Annotated in this window: 23 protein-coding genes and 2 pseudogenes; 9 read left to right on the top strand and 16 right to left on the bottom strand. The window is 65.7% G+C overall.

What is annotated here, in order from left to right:
• The 5 genes from CHX26_RS08030 to CHX26_RS08010 all read right to left on the bottom strand — a co-directional run bounded on the left by CHX26_RS08030 (position 1) and on the right by CHX26_RS08010 (position 5,901).
• Complete coding sequence (locus CHX26_RS08030) at positions 1-1,428, bottom strand: methyltransferase family protein (RefSeq protein WP_104941916.1); 1,428 nt, start codon at positions 1,426-1,428, stop codon at positions 1-3.
• A gap of 136 nt (positions 1,429-1,564) precedes the next feature.
• Positions 1,565-2,911 carry a PQQ-like beta-propeller repeat protein gene (locus CHX26_RS08025; RefSeq protein WP_104941915.1) on the bottom strand — a complete coding sequence of 449 codons (1,347 nt, stop codon included), beginning with the start codon at positions 2,909-2,911 and terminating at the stop codon, positions 1,565-1,567.
• Positions 2,912-2,935: 24 nt separating this feature from the next.
• Positions 2,936-3,721 (bottom strand): tetratricopeptide repeat protein, encoded by a 786-nt coding sequence (locus tag CHX26_RS08020; RefSeq protein ID WP_104943338.1) that lies wholly within the window; start codon positions 3,719-3,721, stop codon positions 2,936-2,938.
• Positions 3,722-3,886: 165 nt separating this feature from the next.
• On the bottom strand, positions 3,887-5,017 hold the full coding sequence (locus CHX26_RS08015) for a glycosyltransferase (RefSeq protein WP_104941914.1): 1,131 nt from the start codon (positions 5,015-5,017) through the stop codon (positions 3,887-3,889).
• A 17-nt stretch (positions 5,018-5,034) separates the two neighbouring features.
• On the bottom strand, positions 5,035-5,901 hold the full coding sequence (locus CHX26_RS08010; protein WP_104941913.1) for an alpha/beta fold hydrolase: 867 nt from the start codon (positions 5,899-5,901) through the stop codon (positions 5,035-5,037).
• A 73-nt stretch (positions 5,902-5,974) separates the two neighbouring features.
• Here CHX26_RS08010 and CHX26_RS08005 point away from each other — a divergent pair.
• Positions 5,975-7,509, top strand: a pseudogene (locus CHX26_RS08005) (protein adenylyltransferase SelO).
• Positions 7,510-7,596: 87 nt separating this feature from the next.
• Positions 7,597-9,009, top strand: a complete 1,413-nt coding sequence (astD, locus tag CHX26_RS08000; RefSeq protein WP_104941912.1) for a succinylglutamate-semialdehyde dehydrogenase — start codon at positions 7,597-7,599, stop codon at positions 9,007-9,009.
• Positions 9,010-9,273: 264 nt separating this feature from the next.
• Here the strand turns inward: astD and CHX26_RS07995 are convergent, their stop codons facing one another.
• A complete protein-coding gene (locus CHX26_RS07995; RefSeq protein ID WP_104941911.1) occupies positions 9,274-9,984 on the bottom strand; it encodes a hypothetical protein in 711 nt (236 codons plus the stop codon).
• A 44-nt stretch (positions 9,985-10,028) separates the two neighbouring features.
• Here CHX26_RS07995 and CHX26_RS07990 point away from each other — a divergent pair, with 44 nt between their 5' ends.
• The 4 genes and pseudogenes from CHX26_RS07990 (at position 10,029) to CHX26_RS07975 (ending at position 12,400) form a co-directional block, all read left to right on the top strand.
• Positions 10,029-10,232: a hypothetical protein gene (locus CHX26_RS07990; protein WP_104941910.1), complete on the top strand. Its 204-nt coding sequence runs from the start codon at positions 10,029-10,031 to the stop codon at positions 10,230-10,232.
• 11 nt (positions 10,233-10,243) lie between these two features.
• Positions 10,244-10,813, top strand: a complete 570-nt coding sequence (gene rarD, locus CHX26_RS07985; protein WP_335682288.1) for an EamA family transporter RarD — start codon at positions 10,244-10,246, stop codon at positions 10,811-10,813.
• A gap of 33 nt (positions 10,814-10,846) precedes the next feature.
• Positions 10,847-12,002 (top strand): annotated as a pseudogene (locus tag CHX26_RS07980) (IS3 family transposase).
• Positions 11,999-12,400: an EamA family transporter gene (locus tag CHX26_RS07975; RefSeq protein WP_233997078.1), complete on the top strand. Its 402-nt coding sequence runs from the start codon at positions 11,999-12,001 to the stop codon at positions 12,398-12,400. Before CHX26_RS07980 ends, CHX26_RS07975 begins: the two are co-directional and overlap by 4 nt.
• Here CHX26_RS07975 and pyrC read toward each other — a convergent pair.
• On the bottom strand, positions 12,392-13,429 hold the full coding sequence (gene pyrC / locus CHX26_RS07970; protein ID WP_104941909.1) for a dihydroorotase: 1,038 nt from the start codon (positions 13,427-13,429) through the stop codon (positions 12,392-12,394). The genes CHX26_RS07975 and pyrC overlap by 9 nt on opposite strands.
• Before the next feature lie 38 nt (positions 13,430-13,467).
• Here pyrC and ygfZ point away from each other — a divergent pair, with 38 nt between their 5' ends.
• On the top strand, positions 13,468-14,205 hold the full coding sequence (gene ygfZ / locus CHX26_RS07965) for a CAF17-like 4Fe-4S cluster assembly/insertion protein YgfZ (protein WP_104941908.1): 738 nt from the start codon (positions 13,468-13,470) through the stop codon (positions 14,203-14,205).
• Here the strand turns inward: ygfZ and CHX26_RS07960 are convergent.
• From CHX26_RS07960 to rplU, 4 genes are all read right to left on the bottom strand, one after another.
• Complete coding sequence (locus tag CHX26_RS07960) at positions 14,202-14,804, bottom strand: TetR family transcriptional regulator (protein WP_104941907.1); 603 nt, start codon at positions 14,802-14,804, stop codon at positions 14,202-14,204. The two genes, ygfZ and CHX26_RS07960, sit on opposite strands and share 4 nt — an antisense overlap.
• Positions 14,805-14,859: 55 nt before the next feature.
• Positions 14,860-15,414, bottom strand: a complete 555-nt coding sequence (locus CHX26_RS07955) for a GNAT family N-acetyltransferase (protein ID WP_104941906.1) — start codon at positions 15,412-15,414, stop codon at positions 14,860-14,862.
• A 250-nt stretch (positions 15,415-15,664) separates the two neighbouring features.
• Positions 15,665-15,934, bottom strand: coding sequence for a 50S ribosomal protein L27 (gene rpmA / locus CHX26_RS07950; RefSeq protein WP_073974473.1), 270 nt, complete (start codon positions 15,932-15,934; stop codon positions 15,665-15,667).
• A gap of 14 nt (positions 15,935-15,948) precedes the next feature.
• Positions 15,949-16,329, bottom strand: coding sequence for a 50S ribosomal protein L21 (gene rplU / locus CHX26_RS07945; RefSeq protein WP_104941905.1), 381 nt, complete (start codon positions 16,327-16,329; stop codon positions 15,949-15,951).
• Between the two features lie 247 nt (positions 16,330-16,576).
• Here rplU and CHX26_RS15870 point away from each other — a divergent pair, with 247 nt between their 5' ends.
• Positions 16,577-17,071: a hypothetical protein gene (locus CHX26_RS15870; protein ID WP_172449742.1), complete on the top strand. Its 495-nt coding sequence runs from the start codon at positions 16,577-16,579 to the stop codon at positions 17,069-17,071.
• Positions 17,068-17,757 carry a Crp/Fnr family transcriptional regulator gene (locus CHX26_RS07935; protein ID WP_104941904.1) on the top strand — a complete coding sequence of 230 codons (690 nt, stop codon included), beginning with the start codon at positions 17,068-17,070 and terminating at the stop codon, positions 17,755-17,757. The genes CHX26_RS15870 and CHX26_RS07935 overlap by 4 nt, the downstream gene beginning before the upstream one ends.
• A gap of 106 nt (positions 17,758-17,863) precedes the next feature.
• On the opposite strand, the gene CHX26_RS07930 is transcribed toward CHX26_RS07935, so the two are convergent.
• The 5 genes from CHX26_RS07930 to CHX26_RS07910 form a co-directional block, all read right to left on the bottom strand.
• Positions 17,864-18,301, bottom strand: coding sequence for a hypothetical protein (locus tag CHX26_RS07930; RefSeq protein ID WP_104941903.1), 438 nt, complete (start codon positions 18,299-18,301; stop codon positions 17,864-17,866).
• Between the two features lie 76 nt (positions 18,302-18,377).
• Positions 18,378-18,833 (bottom strand): molybdenum cofactor biosynthesis protein MoaE, encoded by a 456-nt coding sequence (locus CHX26_RS07925; protein WP_104941902.1) that lies wholly within the window; start codon positions 18,831-18,833, stop codon positions 18,378-18,380.
• Positions 18,833-19,069 (bottom strand): MoaD/ThiS family protein, encoded by a 237-nt coding sequence (locus CHX26_RS07920; protein ID WP_233997076.1) that lies wholly within the window; start codon positions 19,067-19,069, stop codon positions 18,833-18,835. The genes CHX26_RS07925 and CHX26_RS07920 overlap by 1 nt, the downstream gene beginning before the upstream one ends.
• A gap of 7 nt (positions 19,070-19,076) precedes the next feature.
• Positions 19,077-20,144: a GTP 3',8-cyclase MoaA gene (moaA, locus tag CHX26_RS07915; protein WP_104941900.1), complete on the bottom strand. Its 1,068-nt coding sequence runs from the start codon at positions 20,142-20,144 to the stop codon at positions 19,077-19,079.
• Complete coding sequence (locus CHX26_RS07910) at positions 20,137-20,454, bottom strand: Rossmann fold domain-containing protein (protein ID WP_104941899.1); 318 nt, start codon at positions 20,452-20,454, stop codon at positions 20,137-20,139. The genes moaA and CHX26_RS07910 overlap by 8 nt, the downstream gene beginning before the upstream one ends.
• Position 20,455 lies beyond the last annotated feature (1 nt).

The following is a 20,455-nucleotide window of genomic DNA, read 5'->3' as shown; positions in this document are numbered from 1 at the left end:
CTATTCCGCCGGGAAAGCGGGGCTTTCACCGGGGCGCGGTGCCGGATCGCCGATTATCGCGCGCTTCAGCCGGGCGAGCGGCGCGGTGATGAGGCCGTGGGCTTCCATCCATGCGTGATACTGGCGGTATTTCTCGTCCTCGGCCAGCAGATGCGCTTCTTCGGTGCGCGCGCGCCAGTAGTATATGCCATTGACCACCAGCAGGAAAAAGCTGTTGCGGATGGCATCGGCGGTGCTCCCGTTGGTGACGAGGAAAGGCAGCACGCTCGCCCACCAGAACAGGTTCTTGGACAGATAGGCCGGGTGGCGGGTGAAGCGGTACGGCCCGTGGGTCAGCACGCCGCGATAGGTAAGGTTAGAAAAGCGGATGCCGAACACCACCGTCGCCCAGGCGTAAATGCCTGTCAGCAAGACGAGCAGCCCGCCCCACGCCCACAGCAGCGCGTCATTGCCCGCCAGCCAGTGCGCCCAGCCCGGCGTGTCGACTTCGTAGCTGAGGATCTGGCCATTGGCCCCGATGATCCCCCATACGAAAGGCGGATAGCACAGCAGCGCCGCCAGCCATCCGGCAAGAAAGGGGTTGCCCGACCGGATGTGCGAATCCAGCGGGCGCATGGTGAGCAGATAGCCGACCGTGCCGATCTGCACGTCGATCACGAACAGCAGCGTCACCAGCAGCATCGAAAACTGCACCGGATTGCTCAGCAGCTGCGCCGGATCCGCCTCGACAATCTCCGCAAAGCCGGGGGGCAGGATCGAGATCATGAAGGCTCCGAAAAAGCCCTTGATGATCCACGCCCGCCAGTGCCTGGCAAGCGCGGCATTGTCCCATTGCTCGCGCCCGATCACCCCTCCGCCCAGCACGAAGGCGCCGAACTGGAAGGTCGCATCGCGCGGTTCCACGAGATAGCGATCAAGCCAGATTACATAAGGAACAGAAAGTGTTACCAGCGGCACGATGGCCGCGATCAGCACGTCCATCGCAAACAGGTAACTGCCCGACCAATACCACCGCGCCAGAGCGTAACACACCGCCAGCACCGCCCATGTCGCCCACAGCCCGCACAGTTTCACCACCGCAATCGGCAGCACTTCAGCCAGCGGTCGGGGGCGGTTCCAGTCGATCCCGGTCGAGGGGCGCAGGTGAACCTTGTCGACCAGAACCGACCACAGGGCCATCGGCAAGGCGGTGAACAACATCGCCGCCAGCGCAGCGTAAGGCCCTGAAAGGACGCCTCTTTCAGGCGAAAGACCACCCTCCAGCCCGATCATTGCGGCGATGTCCGGGAACGAGCGGCAGAAGGCGATCCACGCAAACAGCCCCGCCAACCCCGCAAGCCCGACGCCGGTCGACACGTCGCTCACCGGCAGGGCCGGAGGCGGCGCGGCAGCGCACGATGTTGGAACGGACAAGGACGGCGCAGTCATGGCCGTCCTGCCCTACAGCAGAGTGGTTAACAGCTTGGCTACAGGCCGCAAAAACCAGCCAAAGGCAGATCAAGCCCGCGCCAAAGGCGCCCGGCACGGGGTCTGGCACCGGTCTGGCGCAAACCTCTGCAGGAGATCACTTGAAGGCGTGGATCGTCCCGGCGTCGTCCAACACGTAGAGGTACCCGTCGGCCACCACCGGGGGGAGGCTGACCGGCTGGCCGAGATCGGCGAACAGCTCTGCCGAACCTTCGCCCGCGCTGACCTTCCACAGCTCCCCGCGCGAACTTGCCACCCACAGGTTGCCGCCCGCCAGCACCGGGCCGGTCCAGAAGATCGGGCCTTTCTTGTCCTTTTCGTCCTTCCACGCCTGCAACTGGGTGATCCAGCGCACCCGGCCCGACGAACGGGCAATCGCCAGCAGACGCGCATCATCGGTCAGCGTGAAAATCCACTCGCCCGCAATCGCCGGGGTCGAAATGCCAGCGAGGTTCAATTCCCAGATGCGCTGGCCGGTGACCAGTTCATAGGCGGCCATGCGGCCGCCCTGCCCCAGCGCATAGACGCGGCCCGAATCGATGATCGGATCGGCGTCGATATCGGTGATCGTGCCGACCGTGGTCGAGATATTGGTACGCGCCAGCGCGTCCGACCACAGCACGCGGCCGTTTTCGTAACGATAGGCCGTCAACTCGCCGCTGGAATAGCCCGCAACGATCGTCCCCTGCCCGGCCGCCGGTGCCGCCACGCCGAACACACCCGACTGGGTGTTCGAGCCGCTTTCATCCCACACCAGATCGCCATTGCTGGCGTTGAGCGAGATCAGCTGATTGTCCTGCGTCATCACGAACAGCTGACCAAAGGCGATGGTCGGCGAGCCACGCAGCGGCCCTGCCGGCTTCACCTTCCACAGCACCTCGCCGGTTTCGGCATTCAGCGCCTTGGTATCGCCCACGCCGTTGGTGGCATAGACGCGGCCCGCTTCGTAGCTGACCCCGCCGCCGAAGGTAGAGGGTGCCTGATCCTTGGTCAGATCGTCATCGCCGCGGGTCCACAGCTGCGCGCCGGTGGTCTTGTCGAAGGCGACGATCACGCCATCGGTGCCTTCGGCGTAAAGCTTGCCCGAGCCGACCACCGGGGGCGCGGCGAGCCGCATCCGGTTGGTGGAACCGGCGACCCGCGCGGTCCACACCTTCTGCGGATTGGCTGCGAGCGCGAGGTGACCATAGGACTTGCTCGCCGAACCGCCCGCCTGGCCCCATTCCGGGTTGTTGCGCTGCGGCGGCAGCACCACCGAAATCGCCGCGAGCGCGGGATCGACCTCGGCCCCGCTTTCAATCCGCGACAGGATCGGCATGCGGTTGCCGACCGTCGGCGTGGTCTTGTCCTTGTCGCCGCCGAACAGCCCGCCCTTGCAGCCTGTCAGCCCGGCCGCCATGATGCCTGCCAGCAAGGCGGCGCGCGCTAGTTTACCCTTGGTCATACACGTCAATTCAAACCTCTTGTCCTATTGCGCCGCAGCATCGCCGCCAGCATCCCCCCCGGACACGTCAACGCCCTGATCCTTCAGCAGCTTGTCCACATCGACCACCGCATCAACCCCCATCAGCCCGGCCATCTGGCGCGCACGGCTGCGCAGGCTTTCAGGCAGGTCTTCGTCCTTGGCGATCGCGGCGAAAAGCTTGCCCGCTTCGGCGCGGTTGCCAGCTTCGAGGTGAGCCATCGCCACCAACTCGCCCGCGCTGCCGAACAGCGGCGTGCCGGGCTTGGCCAGCGGGCCGAGCTGCGCAATCACGTCGGACTGCTTCATGGTGTCGAAATTGATGCTGACATCGCGTACCTTGGCCAGATCGCGCATCACCGGCGGCGCCTCGGCATCGGCAGCAATCGCCCGGAACAGCGTGCTCGCCTTGGCATTGTCGCCCGCCTGAAGCGCGGCACTGGCCTGCACGAACCGCGCCGCCGCCCGCGCCCCGGGCGAGGAATCCGCGCCCAGCAGCGGCGCGACCTTTTCCGCGGCGGTCACATAATCGCGCTGGTCGAGGTAATCGATCCCGGCGATCAGCGTTTCGGACTGCTGTTCCAGCTTCTGTTCGCTGAAGTGATCCCACACCAGATAGCCGCCCAGCGCTGCAATGCCCAGGATGATGCCGCCCAGCACCTTGACCCCGTGCTTGCGCAGGAATTCGAGCACGGCATCCTCGCGCACCGCTTCGTCGATTTCGCGGATCAGCACCTCGTCCTCGTTCGAGGTGGTCGAGGCCGGGGGCGTGTTGGTCGGAGTGCGCGCCATGGCGGGCCGGTTGTCCTTGTTCAGTTCATGCGCCGCCAAGCGGCAGAGGCAGCGCGCTCTTTAGGCAGGTGCTGCGTTTCGCGCAATGGCGGCGGATGGTCTCGGGCGGGGATGACGCGCGGCGATTGAACGGGAGATGAAGCAATCTGCGAGGATTGGCAGGTATCAGAAGGCCCGGCCCATCGCCGCGCCATAGACCGCCTCGTAGCGCGCCTGCATTCCGGCGAAATCGAATTCGGCGCGGGCGCGGGTCTGGTTCGCGGCGCCAAGCCTTGCGCGCAGGGCCGGATCGGCGGCGAGCATGGCCAACGCCGCGCCCAAGGCCGCGACATCGCCGGGCGGGCTGACAGCCGCGCGATTGGGCTCGGCCAGAATGGCACGCACATCGCCGACGTCCGGCGCGGCGACCGGCAGGCCGGCCGCCATCGCCTCCACCACCGAAAGCGGAAACTGTTCCGAGGCGGACGACAGCGCAAAGATATCGAACAGGCCGACGACCCGCGCCGGATCGACATTGCCGGGCAGGTGGACGCGCGCGGCGATCCCGTGGGTCTCGGCAGCGGCAAGGATGGCCGCACGCTCAGGCCCTTCGCCGCAGATCACCAGATGCCATTCGGGCGGCAGCTTGGCGCAGGCGGCGACCAGATCGGGCAGGCGCTTGACCGCGCGCAGGCCCGCCAGCGTGCCGACCCAGAACGTGCCTTCATCCTTGCGGATCGGCAGCGCTGCAGGATCGGGCGCCTTGCCGAAAGCGGCGGTGTCGATGCCGTTGGCGATGCGGGCGACCCGCTCGGGGGGTTGATGCCACACGTCGCGCGCGATCGCCTCCAGCCCGGTCGACGGCACGATCACCCGCGCCGCCCGCCCCAGCGCAGCGCGGCGGTACAGGTTACGCTTGGTGTTGAGCCGCGTCGCCTCATCCTCGTTGAAGCCATCCTCGTGATGCACCAGCGGGGGCAAGCGGTAAGCGTCGGCGAACAACCGGTGCGCCATCACCACATCCATCGCGCCCCAGTTATAGGTGCAGACGAGATCATGGCCCTGCATTGCCCGCGCCAGCGCCTTGAGCCGGCCGGGGCTGGGCTTGCCGGTCAGCGAGGGGAAATCACCGGGGAAATACACTGTCACGCTATCGGCGATCAGCCGTGCCGCGCCCAGCGCCTCCGGCTCGCCCGAAACGATGACGTGTTCGGCCCGCGGCCCCCACGCATTCATCAGCCGCACGCAGCGCACTTCCTTGCCGCCCGCCGAAAAGGTCGAATGGCAGTGCAGGATGCGGGGCGCGTTGCGGGACATTGGCCCGGCGCCTCGGCTCACTCGGCCTCGTCCAGCAGCGCGTGGATCGCAGCGCGCACCTCGGGCTCGTCAAGCGTGGGGGCATGTCCCACGTGCGGCACGGTAATGGTGCGCATCGCCGGGTTGCGCGCGCCCATCTGGCGTACGGTATCCTCGCTCAGCAGATCGGACAGCGCGCCGCGCACCAGCAGCATCGGCACGCCCGCCAGCGCCTCGAAAGCGAGCCACAGGTTGGGCGGCGCGGCATTGCCGGGTTTCGCAAAGGGTTCAGCAATGGCCATGTCGTAATCGAACCCGATCCGCCCGTTCTGGGTCACCACCATGGTGCGCTTGGCCATTTCCAGCCACTGATCCAGATCGTAATCGGGAAAGGCGGGGGAATGCACTGCCTCCAGCCCCCGCGCGGCGTGGACCCAGGTGGGATAGCTGCGCCCCTGCCCGACATAGCCCGAAATGCGCGACAGGCCCGCAGCATCGACCTCCGGGCCGATATCGTTCATCACCACCGCCGCCATGCGCCCGGGGCTCGCGGCCGCCATCAGCATCGTCATCAGCCCGCCCATAGAGGTACCGATCACCACGAAGCGGGTGATGTTTTGCTCGGCCAGCAGCTTTTCCACATCCGCGACATAGGTGACGGGCGAGTAGGTGTCCGAATCCGGCGCATAGGCGCTCAGCCCCCGGCCGCGCATCTCCGGCACGATCACCCGGCGCGTCGCGGCGAGATCCTCGGCCAGAAGGGCAAAGTCGCGGGCATTGCGGGTCAGGCCATGCATGCACAGCACCGGCAACTTCGCCCCCGCCTCAGGGCCGAGATAGTTGCGGTAATGGAGGTTCAATCCGTCGCTGCTGGTCCAGTAGCGATCTTCGTAAGTGGCAGCCATTGGCGGCGGTATTCCCTTTGATGCCGGAGCCGGGCAGCTTGCGCCGGCTTGCGCTTGCCCCCACTATCGCGGGATGAGCGTGGCCATGCAACACCCCCATTTCGGCGAATCCTATCATCCCGATCCTGCGATCCTCGCGCTGGCCGATTGGCTGGGCGATCCGGTCGCGGCGGCCGACTTTCCCGAAACCCGCCTGCGCTGGCGCAATGACCGCGCTGCTGCCAGCGTCGGGCTGGAGCGGCTGGACGATGCCGCATGGGCCACGCATTTCGGGCGTTTCCAGCCGCTTCCGGGCAATCTGCCGCAGCCGCTGGCGCTGCGTTACCACGGCCACCAGTTCCGCGTGTACAACCCCGAAATCGGCGATGGACGCGGTTTCCTGTTTGCCCAGATGCGCGGGCGCGACGGACGGCTGATGGATCTCGGCACCAAGGGTTCCGGCACCACCCCGTGGAGCCGCGCGGGCGACGGGCGGCTGACGCTGAAGGGCGCGGTCCGCGAAATCCTCGCCACCGAAATGCTGGAGGCGCTCGGCGTCAACACCTCGAAAACCTTCAGCGTGATCGAAACGGGCGAGAGGCTGTGGCGCGGGGACGAGCCCAGCCCCACGCGCTCTGCCGTGCTGGTGCGCCTCAGCCACTCGCATATCCGCATCGGCACCTTCCAGCGGTTGCTGGCGCTGGAAGATGCGGAGGCAATGGAACAGCTGATCGACTATTGCCTCACCCATTTTCCCGGCCCGCCCCCGCCCGAAGATGCGCCCGACCGCGAGGCGGCGATCCGGCTGATGATGATCGTGCGCACACGCGATCGCGCCGATCTCCCGGCCCGCCCCCGCCCGAAGATGCGCCCGACCGCGACAATCCGGCGATCCGGCTGATGCACAATGTCGTCGAACGGATGGCCGATCTCGCCGCCAGCTACATGGTGGCAGGCTTTGTCCACGGGGTGCTCAACACCGACAACATGAACATCACCGGCGAGAGCTTCGATTACGGCCCGTGGCGCTGGCTGCCAGAGTGGGAGCCGGGCTTTACCGCCGCCTATTTCGATCATGGCGGACTTTACGCCTTTGGCCGCCAGCCCGAGGCGCTGCACTGGAACTGCGGGCAGCTGGCGGTGGCGCTGCGTCTGCACGCCGAAACCGCGCCCCTTGTGGCCGCGCTCGAACGTTTCGGGCCGCTGTACATGGCGGCAGTGGCGCGGCGGTGGTGCTGGCGGCTGGGGGTCGTCTCGCAAGGGGTGGAGGCCGACACGCAATTGGTCGCCGCCTGCGAGGCGGCCATGCGCGAAACCCGCGCCCAGCCGGATGCCTTCTTCTTTGCCCATCGGGGCGGACGCGGTGACGCTGCCGGCGCGCTTGGCGAGGCGCTCTCAACCTATCAGCCGGTCGCAGAGATGCATCCATACTGGAGTGACCCGGAGCCCCAATCCATGCTGATCGACGAGGTCGAGGCGATCTGGGCCGCGATCGACGAAGGCGACGACTGGGGGCCGCTCCAGAGGAAGGTCGCCGCTCTGCGCCGCATGGGTGAAGCCCACGGCCCTGCCCCCATACCGGCAGGCCACATCCCGGCAGGCCACATCCCGGCAAGCCATGCGGACTAAGCCCTAGCCCCCTTCCCTTCCCGGCCCATCCGCGATACCCAACCTACGGGGTTGCATTGGTGGGGCAGACAGGCAGACAGGGGCGCAATGACGGACAACATCCTCATTTCCCACGAACCGGCCAGCGGCGAGGAATTGTGGCACGGGCCGGTGGGCGATGTCGATGCGGCGATCTCTGCCGCACGCCGCGCATGGGCGCCGTGGGCCGCCCGCGCGCTGACCGAACGGATCGAAGTGCTGCGCGCCTTTGCCAACACCATGCGCCGCGATGCGGAGATGTTCGCCGATCTGATCGCGCGTGAAGCCGGCAAGCCCCTGTGGGAAGCCCGCACCGAAGTCGATGCGGTGGTGAACAAGGTCGATATTGCGGTGCAGGCCTATGCCGAACGCACCGGCAAGAAGAAACTCGATGCAGGTGTCGGCGCCAGCGCGGCGCTGCGGCACAAGCCGCACGGGGTGATGGCGGTGCTTGGCCCCTACAATTTCCCCGCACACCTGCCCAATGGCCACATCGTCCCGGCTCTGCTCGCAGGGAACGCCGTGGTGTTCAAGCCGTCGGAAAAGACCCCGGCGGTGGGCGAGGCGCTGGTCGCCGCCTTCCATCGTTCCGGCGTCCCAGAGGATGTGATCCAGTGCCTGATCGGCGGGCCGGAGCAAGGCAAGGCGCTGGTCGCCCACCCCGGCGTGGATGGTGTGCTGTTCACCGGCTCTGCGCAGGCGGGTATCGCGATCAATCGCAAGCTCGCCGCCAATCCGGGCAAGATCGTCGCGCTGGAAATGGGCGGCAACAACCCGATCGTGGTGATCGACACGCCCAAGCTCGCCGATGCGGTCGCAATCATCATCCAGAGCGCCTTTACCTCCGCCGGTCAGCGCTGCACCGCCGCGCGGCGGCTGATCGTGGTCGAAAGCGTCTATGATGCGCTGATGGCTGAACTGGTGCCGATGGCACGCAAGCTGATGGTCGGCGATCCGCTGGGCGAACCGCAGCCGTTCATGGGCCCGGTGATCGACAACGACACGGCAGAGCGCCTGATGGAAAGCTTCCTTGCACTGATCACCGCAGGCGGCCGCGCGCTGCTGCACATGCGGCGTAGCCTGCCCGATCTGCCCTTCCTCAGCCCCGGCATCATCGATGTCACCGACATCCCCGACCGGCCCGACATGGAACTGTTCGGCCCGCTCCTCCAAGTGATCCGCGTCCCCGATCTCGACGCCGGGATCACCGAAGCGAACAATACCCGTTTTGGCCTGTCAGCCTCGCTGATCGGAGGGACGCCGGATGATTACGGGCGGTTCTGGGCCAATATCCGCGCCGGGATCATCAACTGGAATTCGCCCACCAATGGCGCGTCGTCCAAGGCCCCGTTTGGCGGGATCGGCCTTTCCGGCAATCACCGTCCGGCCGCCTATTACGCTGCGGATTACTGCGCCTATCCGGTCGCCAGCACCGAGATGGACCAGCCGCGCGCGGCGATCACGGTCGGGATCAGAAGCTAGAGCGCTTTCCTGCCATTCTGACCCACCCTGACGGAGCCGAATTGGGCTGAGGGCAAGGCGCAAGGAGTGAGCGATGCAGCGTATCGTGAGCGACGCGCAACGAAGCCCTCAGCCCAATGCGGCCCGCCCCTGTGGGGTCGCGCTCTGAAGTCCGCTGGCTTCGTCATATCGCTTGCAGGGGCAACCCAACCCCTGCTGCGCGCCATTCCTGTCCAGCGGACTTCAGAACGCGATCAGGGTGGGTCAGAATGGCAGGAAAGCGCTCTAGGGCGCGCGGTAAACCAGCGTGACGCCGGTCAGCCCGCCCGGCGCGGTGCGGACATGAACGGCAAGCCGTTCGGCGCCCGTCCCCCTCGCCGTGATCGAATCGCCCGGCCGCACAGCCTCAAGCCCGGCGCGCACCGCGCGGGCGTGGTGGTATTCCAGCACATCCGCGCGCGGGGCGGCGCTGGCATAGCGGATGATGCGGATTCGGCAGTCCTGTGCGTCCGATCCCCCTGCCTGCATCACCATCGCAAGCGGCGGGATTGCAGCGGGCGGCGGCAGGCTTGCGGCAAGCGCGAAATCCTCCGTCAGGCCCGCAGCGCACCGGGCAGGCGCGCCGACCATGGCGAGCAATTGCGCCGCGCCCGTCATCGGGCCGGGCGCCTTGCCCGAACCGGCTTGCACCTGAGGCAGTGGGGGGATCGTCCCGCCTTCGAGCAGTTCCAGCCGCAGTGCATCACGCGCCGCCTGCGCCTCGCGGGAGGTGGCCTTGAACACCGGCAAGGCATCGCTGTCGACAAAGCCAAGCACGGCATTGGCCTCGTTGCGGCTGGCCAGATCCGGGTCGCTCATCAGCGGATCATGCAGCGCGCGGGCGATCACCGGATCGCGTTCGATCAGGGCAAAGTCACCCTCGCCCGGCTCTGCGTCATCCGAGCAGGCCGTCGCCAGCAGGCACAGCATGGGCAGGGGAATCAGGAGCGCGCGCATCGGCCCTGCTTGCCACGCGATGGTTAATTTCCTGCCCAAAGCCCATGAAAACGCCTCCGGAATCCGAAGATCCCGAAGGCGCTTCCCGCGACGACGATTTCGCCCCCGCGCCGGCGACCACTTGGTGGGAATGGCCGCAAGCTGACTTTGTTCAGCTATATACGCTTCAATATGAACGAATCGGCATCAGCAATGACAGCATCCGTTCAGCGACAGGGCCGCTTGCGCAGCGGCTCTGCGCCCCCTAACCCCGCGCGGCATGACCAGTCCCGCCCCCGCTTCCACGCCCGTCGTATCGGGCCTTGCTCCGGCGCTGGGGGCATACCTCATCTGGGGCTTCCTGCCGCTTTATCTGATCCTTGTCGAAAGCGTCCCGCCGTTCGAATTCGTCGGCTGGCGGATTATCTGGACGCTGCCGCTGTGCCTGCTGATCGTGGCTGTCCGTCGCCAGTTTCCCGAACTTCTCACCGCGCTGAGATCACCGCGCAGCCTGTTGGCACTGCTGGCAAGCGCGACGCTGATCGGGTTCAACTGGTTCATCTATGTCTGGGCGATCATGGAAGGCCAGGTCTATGCCACCAGCATCGGCTATTATCTCAACCCGTTGATCAATGTGCTGCTAGCCACGCTGTTTCTCGGTGAGCGACTGTCGAACCGGCAATGGCTGGCTGTCGCGATAGCGGCAATTGCTGTGGCCTTGCTGGCGGCAGGTGCGGTCACCAGCCTGTGGATCAGCCTCAGCCTTGCTTTCAGCTTTGCGTTCTATGGTCTTGTCAGAAAACAGGTTTCAGTCGGGTTGACCTGCCCCCCGCTGGCTCCCTCGATTTGATGTAGAGTCTGCCCTGATCGAAGGAGCAGATGAATGAGGAAGAGTCGTTTTACCGAGGAGCAGATCATCGGCATGATCAAGGAGCAGGAGGCTGGGCTGCCGACTGCCGAGGTTTGCCGGAAGCATGGATTGAGCCCTGCCACCTTCTACAAGCTGAAGGCCAAGTATGGCGGTTTGGAGGTATCGGAGGCGCGGCGTCTGCGACTGCTCGAGGAGGAGAACAGCAAGCTCAAGCGGCTGCTGGCCGAAAGTGTGTTGGACAATGCGATCCTCAAGGACCTCTTGGGAAAAGTCTGACGACGTCAGGCCAGCGACGGGACGTAGCGCTCGGCGTGATGCGAGATTACCACAGATCTCACAGCGCCGGGCCTGCGGGCTGGTTGGCGTCGACCCCAAGACGGTCAGGCGAGAACGTCCGCCTGACCATGCCGAGATCCGCGAGGAGATGCGCGAGATCGCCGCTCAGCGCCGTCGGTTTGGATACCGGCGTGTGGGCGTCATGCTCGAACGCAAGGGGCATGTGATGAACCACAAGAAGCTCTACAGACTCTATCGCGAAGAAGGCTTGTCGGTGCGGCGACGGCGCGGTCGCAAACGGGTACGCGGCAGTCGGACGCCGATGCCAGTGCCGCTGCGGCCGAACGATCGCTGGTCGATGGACTTTGTGGCAGACACCTTCGGCGCTTCCCGCAGGCTGCGTATCCTGGCCATCAACGATGACGCCTGCCGGGAGAACCTGTGCCTGCTGGGGGACACCAGCATCTCGGGCGCTCGGGTCGCACGTGAACTCGACACGCTGGTGCGGCTCTATGGCAAACCGGCTTGCATCGTCAGCGATAACGGGACGGAGTTTACGAGCCGGGCGATCCTGAAGTGGGCGAGCGAGAACCGGGTCGAGTGGCACTACATCGATCCGGGCAAGCCGCAGCAGAATGCGTTCATTGAATCGTTCAACGGGTCGCTGCGCGACGAGCTGCTCAATGAGGAGCTCTTCGACAGCCTCGCCGATGCCCGGCGCAAGCTGGCGGTCTGGCGCTACGATTACAACAACGTCAGGCCGCACTCATCCCTGGGGAACCGAACGCCGGCACAAGCGCGCCGGGCGTTCCTGCAAGATGGAAGCATCACACCCGGCGCGCTTGTGCCGGCGGGCGAGCACGAATATCAAAACGGCGGACTCTCGTTATGAACGCGGGACCAACGGGGGGCAGGTCAGGGTCACTGCCCGGCCTGACGATCGAGAGCGCGATCCTGTTCCCTGCCGCCATCGCGATTGCCGGATGGTATGCGGCAGGCCCGCAAGGCTCGGCCTTCGGGCAGGATGCGTGGATGAGCGCGCTGATCGTCTTTTCGGGCGTGGTCACCGCAATCCCGCTGCTGCTGTTCGCCATCGCGGCGCGGCGGATGGATTATTCGACGCTGGGCTTCATCCAGTATCTTTCGCCCACGATCGTGTTCTTCCTCGGGTTGTTCGTGTTCCACCAGCCGCTCGCGCCGGCAAAACTGGCAAGCTTCGTGCTGATCTGGGTCGCGGTAGCGATTTTCGTGTGGGATTTGCTTGCGAAGCGCAAAGCCGCTTCAGCCTAGGAATTTCCACCCCAAGGTCTGGCCGCCATGCCAGGGGACGATTTCCTCGCCGGTGACGTGCAGCATCGGCGGCACGGACACCTCGGCACGTTCGAGCGTCACGCTGTCCTCGTTCACCGGCAGCTTGTAGAAGGCCGGGCCGTGGAGCGAGGCAAAGCCCTCGAACCTGTCCAGCGCACCTTCCTCGTCGAACACGGTGACATAGCTTTCCAGCGCATAGGGCGCGCCGAAGATGCCCGCACAGCCGCAGGCGCTTTCCTTGTCCTTCCTGAGATGCGGGGCGCTGTCGGTGCCGAGGAAGAATTTCGGGCTTCCGCTGGTGGCCGCCTTGCGCAGCGCCAGCCGGTGCGTTTCGCGCTTGGCGACGGGCAGGCAGTAATTGTGCGGCTGGATGCCGCCGACCAGCATGGCGTTGCGGTTGATGTGGAGATGTTGCGGCGTGATGGTCGCGGCGACCTGCGCCCCGGCTTCAAGCACGAAGTCCACCGCATCCGACGTGGTGATATGCTCGAACACTACCCGCAGCTTCGGAAAGGTGGCAACAATGGCGCGCAAGTGCCTCTCGATAAACTCTTTCTCCCGGTCGAATACATCGACCGAGTGATCCGTCACCTCGCCGTGAATGCACAGCACGATATCCTCGGCCTCCATCCGGGCGAGGACGGGATAGAGCTTTTCGACATTGGTGACGCCGGCGGCCGAGTTGGTGGTGGCGTTGGCGGGATACATCTTGGCCGCGGTAAACACGCCTTCAGCGCTCCCTCGCGCCAGATCGTCGGGGTCGGTGTTGTCGGTGAGATAGCAGGTCATCAGCGGCGTGAAGCGCGCGCCCTCAGGCACGGCGGCCATGATCCGTTCCCGGTAGGCCGCGCCCAGTTCGGTGGTCGTCACCGGCGGGGTGAGGTTGGGCATCACGATCGCGCGGGCAAACTGGCGCGCGGTATAGGGCACCACTTCGCGCATGATCGCGCCATCGCGGAAATGCAGGTGCCAGTCGTCGGGGCGGCGGATCGTGAGGCGGTCGGTCATGGCTTCCCCTTAGCGACATGCCATCCTATCTGTCACGCATGATGGCAACGCAACTGAACGCACGCGCCCTGATCCGCCTCTCGCCCCTCGATGAAGCAGAGGATGTCGCCGCCTTCCTCCAGGGCCTCGTGACGAATGACGTGAAGGGGCCGCTACCGTGCTATGCCGCGCTGCTTTCCGCGCAGGGCAAGCATCTGTTCGATTTTCTGGTGTGGCGCGACCCTGCGGGCTTGCTGCTCGATTGCGAAGCGGCATTGGCGGATGATCTCGCCAAGCGCCTGTCGCTGTATCGCCTGCGTCGCAAGATCGAGATCCGGCGCGACGACGCCCTCGCCGTCCACTGGAGCCTCCAGCCGCGCCCCGGCGCCGAGCCCGATCCGCGCTTGCCCGCGCTCGGCTATCGCTGGCTCGCCCCGTCAGAGGGTGCAGACAGCGCCGATGCCGCATGGCTCGCCCATCGCCTGTCGCTGGGCGTGCCGGAAGGGCGCGCGGAACTGGGCGATATCCTGTGGCTGGAGACCAATGCGGTCGAACTGAACGGCGTCAGCTTCACCAAGGGCTGCTATGTCGGGCAGGAAAACACCGCGCGAATGAACTGGCGCCAGAAGGTCAACCGCCGGCTGGTGGTGGTGCCGCTGGCCGCTTCGGACGAAGCGCGGCGGGTGGTGTCCTATCCAGAGCTTGGCCTGGCGGTCGATCACCTCAGGGTGGAAAACCTCGATCCTGCCAGCCTGCCCCAATGGCAGCGCGAAGGCGTGACCGCGCCGGAAAACTAGGCGATCTGCTGCTGATGCCGGGCGAGGCTCGCTTCGAGCATCGCGGTCGCACGCTCACGTGCAGCATCGCGCGTCAGGCCAAGCGACTTGGCCAGCGCCCCGCCGATCAGCGCATCGCCCAGCGCCATCAGCACCAGTGTCAGCGTATCGTGGTGGATGGTCTGCGCGCCGGTGCCGTGATCGGCCTCTTCCGGGGCGAGCTCGTCGACCAGATCATGAATGGTCGAAATGATCGGATCGAGTGCGTCCTCGTTGCCGGTCAGCAGCATCCAACTGGTCAGCGCCCCCGCCCCTTCGCGGTCAAAGGCATCGAAGGCAAGATCGGCCACTTCACGCGCCGAACCCAGCCCCGCACGGCTGGCGCGCACGGCTTCGATGATGGTGTCACACACCGAGCGGGCGAGATGTTCGGCCAGCGCCTTCTGCAAGCCCGAGGCCGAGCCGAAGTGGTGCAGAAGATTGGCATGGGTGCGCCCGATACGCGCCGATACGGCCTTGAGCGTCACCGATTGCGGGCCTGTTTCGATCAACAAGGCGCGCGCAGCAGCGAGCGCGGTGCTGCGCGATTCCTCCGGCGTCAATCTCTTGCGGCTGACCATAGTCCCGTTGCCCTAATCCGATTTGCGCCTGCGAACAAGCGCGCCGGAACACGGCTCAGGCAGCGCGGGCGCAGGGTTCTTCGGGGGCAGCCAGCAGGCGGCGGTAGAGCACCGCTGGCGCATGGCCGCCACGGCCGCACGACCAGCGATCTTCGACCCGTCCGGTCGGCTCGAACCCCAGTTTTCTCAATACCTTGCCTGAAGCCGGGTTGTCGAGAAAATGCGACGCAATGAGTTCGCGGTGGCCGAGCATGGTGGCCATCGCAAGCACTGCGGCCCCGGCTTCGGTGGCATAACCCTGTCCCCAATGCGGGCGCGCGATCCAGTAACCGAGTTCCAGCGGCGCGTCCGCACCCCTGCCCGCATCATCAGCCGGGCCAAGGCCGGTGCAGCCCACCACCTGCGCATCGGCGGCGCGAGTGATCAGGAAACGGGGCGCGAGCGGATCGGCGGGCAGCGCGACGAAATCGCGCGCGTCCTGCTCGCGATAGGGCCAGGGCGCGCTGGCGAGATTGCGCACCACGCCTTCGTCAGCGATGCCGGCAAACAGCGCCTGGCTGTCCTCGGGCCAGATCGGCCGGAGCAGCAGTCTAGCCGTGCGATGGAACACGAGACTTCTCCCTTCCTCGCCCCGCGTCGCCCTTAGGCGCAGCGCGTGACAATTTTAAGGCCGCGAAACCTTAGGATTTCGCAGGTTTCTTCGAGGGAGAATGCGAAAAGGGAGACGGACCCCCTCGACTGAGGACGGTCCCATCTCCCTCATGTGCAGGTTGCCTTTGTTGCCCTATCGCTTTGCTGCTTGAGGGCAAGGCACCCGCCGGGACCATCCTTGCGGACGATCCCTTTAGCGAATCGTCCGCTTATTCGGCGGCTTCGGCCATCGCGTCTACGCTGACGTATTTGCGGCCGAGCTTGCCTGCATGGAATCGCACAACGCCTTCCGCGAGCGCATAGAGGGTGTGGTCCTTGCCCATGCCCACGTTCACGCCCGGATAGACGCGGGTGCCGCGCTGACGGATAATGATGTTGCCGCCGATCACTTCCTGACCGCCGAACTTCTTCACGCCAAGGCGACGACCGGCCGAATCACGACCGTTGCGCGACGAACCGCCTGCTTTCTTGTGTGCCATGGTTCAGTCGCTCCTTATTCGGCCGAGGCAGCCGCTTCGGCGGCTTCGGTCTTGGTCTTCTTGGCAGCGGCCTTCTTGGCCGGCTTTTCGGCGGCAGCCGCGCCGACGGCGGTGATGCGCAGCAGAGTCATCTGCTGGCGGTGGCCGTTCTTGCGGCGATAGTTGTGACGGCGGCGCTTCTTGAAGACCACCACCTTTTCGCTCTTGGCCTGGGCGATGATCTCGGCCGAGACGGTCACCGCCTTGGCATCGGCGAGGGTTTCACCTTCACCGGCCAGCAGGACATCGCCCAGCGTGATCGTGTCGCCGGCTTCGCCTGCGAGCTTTTCAACGGCAATCTTGTCTCCGGCGGCAACCCGATATTGCTTGCCGCCCGTGCGCACTACAGCGAACATGGCTTTAAACTCTCTTGTCTGTGCAGGTTCGGCAGGGATGGTTCACGCCACGCCAACCGAACGTCAGTGCCGGGCATGCGAGGATGCAGGCCCGGAAAGATGCGTGCCGTTAGTGGAAAGGCGCGGCCAAGTCAACGCCCGAGCAGGCCCAAACATCACCAAAAAGCATGAGCCCTGATTCTGTTAGGTCTCTTTGCCATGGCTGAGTGTCATGATAACAGGACATGGGATTTTTATGCGTGTCGAATTGAAAAACATCATGGTGGCCGGACTGCTGGCGGCAGGGCTGACGGGCTGCGCCGGGAGCAAAGGGGCCTATCCCTCGCTCGCGCAGCGCCCGTTTGAGACTGCGCCCGTCACCCAGGCCACCTTGCCCGCGCCTGAGGCCGCGAATCGCCCCGACACCAGTCCCGCCATGCTGGCCGCCTTGCGGGACAAGGCCGCTGCGTCCCACGCTGCTTTCCTCCAGGCCGAACCGCGCGCGCAGGCGCTGGCCCGCGCCGCTGCGGGCCAGCCCTTCGAAAGCAATGCCCGCGCCGCTGCCATGGTGGCGCTGGCCGATCTGGACGCGCAGCACGGGGCAACCTCGGCCACGCTGGCCGAAATCGATAGCTTGGCGGCCGAGGCGGCCGCCGCGCTGGCCGCCGACCCGGCGCTGGCCGCCGCACAGGCTGAAATTGCCGCTCTGCTTGCCCGTCAGGATGCGGGCATCGCGCGGTTGTGGGAGACAATGGGATCATGAACCTCGCGTGCAGCACCTGCCCGGTGAAGGAAACCGCTGCCTGTGCAGTGCTGACCACGGAAGAACGCGACGCGATGGCCGCGGCCGGGCGCACGCGCGTTCTGAAACGCGGAGAGATGCTGTTTGCCGCCGGTGACGAGGAGGCGGCCTGTGCAACGCTGCTGACCGGCGCCCTGAAGGTTTCGGCGATCGACGTGGACGGCAATGAGCAGATCCTCGCCCTCGTCCACCCTGCAGGCTTCATCGGCGAATTGTTCGCGCCCTTTGCCCATCACGATGTCGTCGCGCTGACCGAAAGCAGGCTTTGCACTTTCGCAAAGGCCGACATCGAACGCGCGATCGAGGATTACCCGGCGCTGGCCCGCGCGCTGCTGCGCCGCAGCCAGGCGGATCTGCTGGCGACCCGTAATCTGCTGGAACTCACCGGCCATGCCAGCGCCGAGGCACGGCTCGCCGCCCTGCTCCACGATTTTGCCGCCGCCGCCAGCGAAAGCTCGTGCCATCTTGCTCCGTTCTTCGAACTGCCGCTGACCCGCGGCGAGATCGCCAACATGCTCGGCCTCACCATCGAGACTGTCAGCCGGAAACTCGGCGAACTCGAAGACATGGGGGCGATCCGGCGCGAAGGGAAGCGCGGCATCGCACTGCTCGATGCGGGGCTGCTTCAGGATATTTCGGGCCGGTAAGGGGGTTTCCTGGTGCCACCGGATGTGGCGCCGACACTCTGAAAAAAAGGATGGGGCAGCAGCGGGGAGAAATGCTGCCGCCCCGAGGGGAGGAAGTGGGAACCGCTCACGCCACCACGGCAGCGATCACGGCGATGGCAATGCCCCAGATCACCAGCAATACCGGCAAGACCAGAACCTGCGCGCTGGCCTCGCCTGCGGTCAGACGACCGGTGTTGGTCATGATCCCGTTGGTCTCGAACTCGCCGAGAGTGGCCGGCTCGGAAGCATTGCCTTTCAGCCGCGTCCAGATCGCCGGGACGCCAAAGGCGGCGACGATCAAGAACACGATGATCGCCATCGGAATGGCCAGCACCGGGTTGGCAAAGGCGCTGCCGACAATCACCAGAAAGCCGAGATAGCAGGCAATGGTCGCGCCATAGAGCGCGTTCGGCAGGCCGAAATTGCGGTCGCCTTCGACCTGATGGCGCACGGGCGCATCGGCGGGCTGATCGACAACACGGGCATCCCCGCGGGCGATAAGATCGTGGACGATATGGCTCATGGGTGATCCTCCGTAATGTTGGACGGAGAATTACCGGGCGGCGGGCGGGCCCGCTTTGACGCTGATCAAATCAGTTTTACCATCTTGCAAGATCGCTGTGATCCTGTTCGCGCGGCTCGATCCAGTGCCACGTGGAATCGCCGCTTTCGCTGGCGCGCTTCTCGCGTTTCCAGAACCACGCGGCGCTTTTCAGGTGGTCCATGCAGAAATCGACCGCGTCAATCGCGTCGCGGCGGTGGCGCGCAGCGGCGGAGACGCAGACGATCGGCTCGCCCGGGCGCATCAACCCGACGCGGTGAACCATCAGCAGGCCCATCAGATCGAAGCGTTCGAAGGCCCGGTCAGCCAGCTGGTGCATCCCCGGCAGGGTTAGCGGCTCGTAATGGGTCAGTTCCAGCGCCTCGACCCCATCATCGTAACGCACCTCGCCCACGAAGGTGCAGACCCCGCCCAGACCCGGATTGGCCTGCGTAAACGGGCCGATCAGCGCGCCGGGAAGGAACAGCTCGTGGAGCAGGCGGATATCGCGCATCAGCCCCCCGATACGGGTGGGAGCAAAGCGATCTCGTCACCCTCATCGGCTCGCAAAGCCGCCTTGTCGGCCAGCAATGCGCCGTTGACCGCAATGCGATTGCGCGGATCGTCCAGCGCCTCGGCCAGTGCCGCAGGGAGCGCAGCCTTCAGACCCGCCCAGTCCAGCGGGCCTGCCAGACTGAGGGAAGGCGCCCCCGCTAGGTCGGCAAGCTTGCCGAGAGGAACGACTGTCACCACGCGCCTAGCCCCCGGTCATCGACATATGCCGCGCCAGCGCCGGGGCCGCCCCGCGCGCGTCCATGCGGAAATGGTGTTTCTCCGGCTTGATCCTGAGCGCTTCATTGAGCGCCTCTGCCAACCGGGTCTCGGGATCGTCGGAACGCAGCGCCGCACGCAGATCGACCCGCTCGCCTCCACCAAGGCAGGGGTAGAGCTGGCCGGTCGCGGTCACGCGCAGGCGGTTGCAGCCCGAACAGAAATTGCCGGTGTGAGGGGTAATGAAACCCAGCCTGCCGCCGGTTTCCGCCACTTCGACATAACGCGCCGGGCCGCCGGTAGAAAAAGCGATGTCCTTGAGCGTCCAGCGTTGTTCCAATCGGGCGCGCACATCATCGAGCGGCAGATACTGATCGAGCCGCTCCTCCTCGACATCACCGAGCGGCATGACCTCGATCAGGGTGACATCATGGCCTTCCCCATGCGCCCATGCGATGAGATCAGGCAGTTCGTCCGCGTTCACGCCCTTCAGCGCCACGGCGTTCAGCTTGACCTTCAGCCCCGCCGCCTTTGCCGCCGCGATCCCATCGAGCACCTGCGGCAGACTGTCGCGCCGGGTAAGCTGCGCAAACCGCTCCCGGTCGAGCGTATCGAGCGAGACATTGACCCGCTTGACCCCCGCCTTGGCCAGCGCCTCGGCGTGGGTGGCCAGCTGGGTGCCATTGGTGGTGAGCGTCAGTTCGGCAAGATCATGCCCCAGCCTGCGGCCCAGCGCGCTGAACAGGTCGATGATGTCGCGCCGCACCAGCGGCTCGCCCCCGGTGATGCGGATCTTGGTGACGCCGCGGGCGATGAAGCCGGTGGCAAGATCATAGAGTTCCTCAAGGCTCAGCACTTCCTTCTTGGGAAGGAAGGTCATGCGTTCGGGCATGCAATAGGAACACCTGAGGTCGCAGCGGTCGGTCACCGACAGGCGGAGATAGGTGATGCGGCGCTGGAAGCCGTCGACCAGCGGCGCCGGCGCGGTGGCGGGATCGCGCAGCAGGATCAGATCGGGCTTGCGGGTCGCGGAGGTCGGCACATTGTCATTCATCGCACGACAGATAATGCCCTGTCACCCCCGGTGCATCTGACAAAAAGCGTAAGCACGCCGTGAGCGCGTCACCCGGCAGGCCTGCGACCACATTGACCCGCTTGGGCGCTGCCTCTCGCGCCAGATCGCGGGCCAGCGCCAGGCGCCAATCGCCATGCTCGTGACCGGCTGGCGGCAGGATGATCGCGAGCGCGGTGGTTTCGGAATCGGCCAGAGCCGCGCGGGCCGCCTCAAGATGGAAGGCCATAAAGGCCGTGGCGGCATCCATCGCCCCTTCCGGCAGCAGGTCGACCTCAAGCTGGCGCTGCACC

It is taken from the genome of Porphyrobacter sp. HT-58-2, assembly GCF_002952215.1.
GTDB lineage: Bacteria > Pseudomonadota > Alphaproteobacteria > Sphingomonadales > Sphingomonadaceae > Erythrobacter.
This window is presented reverse-complemented; position numbering and strand designations above follow the sequence as displayed.

Coding starts and splice junctions, on each gene's coding strand:
- CHX26_RS08015 (WP_104941914.1), bottom strand. CDS start 5,017: ATGTCCCGCAACGCGCCCCGCATCCTGCACTGCCATTCGACCTTTTCG.
- CHX26_RS07935 (WP_104941904.1), top strand. CDS start 17,068: ATGAACCTCGCGTGCAGCACCTGCCCGGTGAAGGAAACCGCTGCCTGT.
- CHX26_RS08025 (WP_104941915.1), bottom strand. CDS start 2,911: ATGACCAAGGGTAAACTAGCGCGCGCCGCCTTGCTGGCAGGCATCATG.
- CHX26_RS08020 (WP_104943338.1), bottom strand. CDS start 3,721: ATGGCGCGCACTCCGACCAACACGCCCCCGGCCTCGACCACCTCGAAC.
- CHX26_RS07990 (WP_104941910.1), top strand. CDS start 10,029: ATGAAAACGCCTCCGGAATCCGAAGATCCCGAAGGCGCTTCCCGCGAC.
- rpmA (WP_073974473.1), bottom strand. CDS start 15,934: ATGGCACACAAGAAAGCAGGCGGTTCGTCGCGCAACGGTCGTGATTCG.
- CHX26_RS07960 (WP_104941907.1), bottom strand. CDS start 14,804: ATGGTCAGCCGCAAGAGATTGACGCCGGAGGAATCGCGCAGCACCGCG.
- moaA (WP_104941900.1), bottom strand. CDS start 20,144: ATGAATGACAATGTGCCGACCTCCGCGACCCGCAAGCCCGATCTGATC.
- CHX26_RS07995 (WP_104941911.1), bottom strand. CDS start 9,984: ATGCGCGCGCTCCTGATTCCCCTGCCCATGCTGTGCCTGCTGGCGACG.
- ygfZ (WP_104941908.1), top strand. CDS start 13,468: ATGATGGCAACGCAACTGAACGCACGCGCCCTGATCCGCCTCTCGCCC.
- rarD (WP_335682288.1), top strand. CDS start 10,244: ATGACCAGTCCCGCCCCCGCTTCCACGCCCGTCGTATCGGGCCTTGCT.
- pyrC (WP_104941909.1), bottom strand. CDS start 13,429: ATGACCGACCGCCTCACGATCCGCCGCCCCGACGACTGGCACCTGCAT.
- CHX26_RS07975 (WP_233997078.1), top strand. CDS start 11,999: ATGAACGCGGGACCAACGGGGGGCAGGTCAGGGTCACTGCCCGGCCTG.
- rplU (WP_104941905.1), bottom strand. CDS start 16,329: ATGTTCGCTGTAGTGCGCACGGGCGGCAAGCAATATCGGGTTGCCGCC.
- CHX26_RS07930 (WP_104941903.1), bottom strand. CDS start 18,301: ATGAGCCATATCGTCCACGATCTTATCGCCCGCGGGGATGCCCGTGTT.
- CHX26_RS08010 (WP_104941913.1), bottom strand. CDS start 5,901: ATGGCTGCCACTTACGAAGATCGCTACTGGACCAGCAGCGACGGATTG.
- astD (WP_104941912.1), top strand. CDS start 7,597: ATGACGGACAACATCCTCATTTCCCACGAACCGGCCAGCGGCGAGGAA.
- CHX26_RS08030 (WP_104941916.1), bottom strand. CDS start 1,428: ATGACTGCGCCGTCCTTGTCCGTTCCAACATCGTGCGCTGCCGCGCCG.
- CHX26_RS07925 (WP_104941902.1), bottom strand. CDS start 18,833: ATGCGCGATATCCGCCTGCTCCACGAGCTGTTCCTTCCCGGCGCGCTG.